Source organism: Leucobacter ruminantium (assembly GCF_017565705.1).
GTDB lineage: Bacteria > Actinomycetota > Actinomycetes > Actinomycetales > Microbacteriaceae > Leucobacter > Leucobacter ruminantium.
The window spans coordinates 1-3984 of the sequence record NZ_JAGDYL010000053.1 but is presented as its reverse complement, the minus strand read 5'-3'; the positions used below and the strand labels follow the sequence as shown (position 1 = coordinate 3984).

Genomic DNA, 3984 nt, shown 5'->3' with positions numbered 1-3984 from the left:
GACCGGAGCCCGGTGACAACACCCCCCAGATCATGAACTGCGACAGGGGGCAACAATCATGCCGGACCCGGCTGGCTGCCTCGCCCCTCATCCTCACGGATCAGGAGCCACGAACAAAGTAACGGGGGGGAAGGAACCTGCGTCGAAGGGCCCGGTGGGGATGGGTAATGGGGAACCCGGGTAGCGGCCCTTCTATAGGTAAGAGTTCCGGTTCGGTCCCAGAAGTGACGCGACGGGGGAGAATATTTTGCCGTCTCTTCTTCCGCCGCGATCACAGGCACTATGGATACCCAACGTCAGGCCCGGCGCCTGCGCCTGAGCACGAGCAGCGTCCCGCCGCCCAGGAGCAGCACGGCGACGGCCGGCAGCGCGCCCCAGCCTCCGCCCGTGCTGGCCAGGTCCGACAGCGTCCGCTGCCACCCCGTCTGCGACGTCCGCGGCGCGCAGACGTCGAACGAGGCGCTCGCCCGCGGCCCCCGGGAGCCGATCGACGCCGTGTTCGTGAACGTCTGGCAGGCGCCCGGCCGGGTCGTCACTGGGATCGAGTACTCGCGCCGGTGCTCGGTGCCCGCCGCGCTCCACGTGATCCGCCACGCGGGAGCGAAGGCGTACCGGTCGTCCGTCACGGCGATCGTCCGGTCCACCTCGGTGGTGCGCTGGCGCACCGCCGTCGCGTGATCGATCCGGTCGATGCCGGAGCCGGTGACGCGCACGCGGTGCTCGGTGTCCGCGGCCGGCGTACCGCTGCAGCGGTACGGCAGCCGCACCTCGCCGCCCGCGGGCACGAGCACCCGCTGCGGCCCGTCGAAGCGGCACTCCACCCCGTCGATCTCGGAGACGTCCGCCACGTCGACGGTGAACGCCCGGAACCCGTTGGGATTCTGCACGCGCACGGTCCCGCCCATCTGCCGCGAGGAGTCGGCGAAGCCGCCCTCGGTGACCGTCACGGCGTACTCCGCGTCGACCGTGTCCGGGCTCCGGTCGCCCGCGATCCCGGCGCGATTCTCGAGCTCCTTCGCGATCGACCATCCGAACACCCGCACCCGGCTCGCGGTCGCCGAGTCCGAGACCTTCAACGGCGCCTGCCGGCAGAGGGTGTGCTGCGTCGACGCCCGCGTGCCGAGCCCCGAGATCGTGGCCGTGTTGTCGACGGCGAGGCACGCGCCCGCCGGAACGGTGATGGGCACGGAGTAGCGCTCGATGTGCTCGGTGCCCTCGGCGCTCCAGGTGTACGGGCCGAAGTCGCGGGCCGGCTTGGCGGCGCCGCCGACGCGGATCATGTCGCGCACCGACACGGTCTTCGTGAACTCGGTGAGGTTCCAGTCAGCCTCGCGGATGTCGGCGGTCGCCGTGGCCGTCGCCTGACGGCCGAGCGTCCGGTCCGACCCCGGCTCGTCGCTGAGCCACGACACGGTCGCGGTGTTCGTGCCGGTGAGCGCCGGCTCCGAGGCGAACGAGCAGGTGTAGGGCACCGCCCGGGTCTCCCCCGCGGCGAGCGTCGTCGTGGCGCCCGTCGCGAAGGTGCACACCGCGCCGCCGCCGATGTCGGGAGCGTCGGCCAGGGCGGCCTCGACGCTCTTGTACCGGTTCGGGTTCTCGATCGTCACCGCGCCGCTCATGCTCCAGGTCGCGTCGGTCTTCGCGCCCTCGGTGATCTTGACCGCGTACTCGAGCGTGGCCCGGCCGGCGTCGTCGAGCTGCACTCCGGGGTTCGTGAGCCGCTTGGTCAGGTTCCAACCGTAGGTCCGCTCGAGGCCCGTGACGACGTGCTTCGCGATCCGCAGGTCCACCGGCAGGCAGGCGCTCACTGACTCGGTGGCGGACTGGCCGGTCTGGACGATGGTCGCCGTGTTGTCGATCGCGAGGCAGTCTCCCGCCGGGACCGTGGCGTCGACGCTGTAGCGCTCGACGTGCTCGGTGCCCGCCGCGCTCCAGGTGTAGGGGCCGAACTCGCGGTCGGAGGCGGTCCCCGCGATCGTGGCCTCGTCGGAGACGTCGACGGTCCGGTTCACCTCGTCCACGCGATAGCTCGTGTCGACGCTCGCCGTCGCGGGCTCGACCGGCTGGCCGGTGGCGGGGTCGAGGTCGTCCGCGGCGACGGTCGCCGTGACCGTGCGGTCGAGATCGGACCCCGGGGCGCCGGTGCAGCGGTACTGGAGCGCGACCTCGCCGCCCGGACCGACCTGACGCCCGGCGCCGTTCGTCACGGTGCATGTGAGGCCCGACCCCGATGCCGCGACGGTCGCCGTGAAGGTGTAGGTCTTCGTGTCCGACGGGTTGGCGACGACGACGGTGCCCGTGAGCTGTGCGTTCGAGTCGGTCGCCTCGCCCTCGGTCGTCGTCACCTCGTAGTCGACCGTGGTCGCACCGGTGCCGGGGTCGACCACGATCTCGTCGCCGTTGACCGCGGTCTTCTCGATGTCCCAGGCGAAGGTCCGCGTGAGGGACGCGTCGGCGTCGATCGAGGCCTCGAGCCCCACGGGGATCACCCCGGCGTCGAGGTGAGCGACATCAGTCGCGCGCGGCAGGGCGAGCTCCGCGACCTCGCCCGTGTCGACGTCGGCGTCGGAATCGATCGTCCGGTCGTCCCCGACCCCCTGCTCGGTCAGCCGGTAGCCCCTGGCGCGGAGCTCGTCGGCGTCGAAGACCACCTGGTAGTCCGAGCTGTGGAGCTGGGTGAAGCGGTAGGCCCCGTTCGCATCCGTGGTCGCGGTGCGGAACGGCGCGCTGCCGTCACCGTCGCGGATGAGGCGCACGGTGATGTTCGGCAGCAGCGCCTCCGTGTCCTGGCGGAGCCCGTCGGCGTTGCGATCGACCCACGCGACGCCCGCGATGGAGCTCGCGACGACGCGCACGGGGTCCGCCTCCTTGACGCCGAGGTTGATCGTGCGGTCCTGCACCGGGTCGAAGACCGTGCCGGATGCGTCGTTGTGGTAGGCGTCGTTCTTCACCTGGCCGTCGACCTCGAACCCGAGGTCCACGGCACCGTATCCCTGCGTGCTGGCCTGGATGTTGGGCACGGTCACGCGGATGGCGGTCGGGTGGGCCGGCCACCCCGACGGGTCGTTCGGGTCGACCGCGACCCAGGCCGTTCCCGTGGCTGGGGAGGCGCCGATGCCCGTGGGCGCGTCCTCCGTGAGCTCGAACACCGTACCGGCCTGGGCGGCCGCGCCGACCCTGCCGATGCTCACCAGGCGGGAGGTGCCGCTGAACTCGCTGCCGCGGCCGTCGCCGTCGAAGGGGAACACATCGACGAACCGACCCTGGCCGAGGTCGTAATTGTTGTAGTTGACCCATTGGACCCGCCAGGCGGTCGGCACGTCCTCGACCTCGATCTCGGGGTCCGAGATGAGCTGCTTCGAGAAGAACGCGGCCTGCGGGGTGCCGGCGAGCACGGTCGCCGTGTCCGAGTGCCGTTTCGGCGTCGTGCCGGCCGGTACCTCCGGGTCCATCCCCGTCGCCGCGATCGCCGCGGTGTTCTTCACCGTGGCGCTGTATGGCGCGGCCTGCGGGGGCAGCAGCACGCCGAGCTTCCCGCTGTAGGAGATCTCGGGCAGCGCCGTGTCGGTCCGCACGGGTCCGGCCGGCCGGAAGGTGAGCACGATCCCGCTGACGTCGTCCGCGGTGTACGGCACGCCGTCCGGGCCGAGGTCGGCCGGAGTCTGCTCGACCTCCCAGAACGGGTCGACGCCCGAGAGGTCCACGCTGAGCACGCCGATGTCGACCCGGTCGACCACCCGCAGGTCCTCCACGGCGTAGGGCAGGAACGTCCCGGCGCCCGGGGCCACGGAGGGCGCGATCGTGTAGTGGAGCTCGTCCTCAGGCATGGCCTGGGACTCCGCGGCATCTTTCGAGATGGCGGATTCAACCGGTCAACGCAATGGGTGCTGTGAGATGAAGCAGACGTTGATCTCAGGAGGCATCGGTTGCAGGGCAAGCATGGTCATCTCAGTCGTGAGCAGAAGCAGCTCGCGCTCCGTCTCC

General features: G+C 71.1%; 1 protein-coding gene. It reads right to left on the bottom strand.

What is annotated here, in order from left to right; translation table 11 throughout:
- Nucleotides 1-296: 296 nt before the first annotated feature.
- Nucleotides 297-3827: an SdrD B-like domain-containing protein gene (locus J4H91_RS15255; RefSeq protein ID WP_208047105.1), complete on the bottom strand. Its 3531-nt coding sequence runs from the start codon at nt 3825-3827 to the stop codon at nt 297-299.
- Nucleotides 3828-3984 lie beyond the last annotated feature (157 nt).

Coding starts and splice junctions, on each gene's coding strand:
- J4H91_RS15255 (WP_208047105.1), bottom strand. CDS start 3,827: ATGCCTGAGGACGAGCTCCACTACACGATCGCGCCCTCCGTGGCCCCG.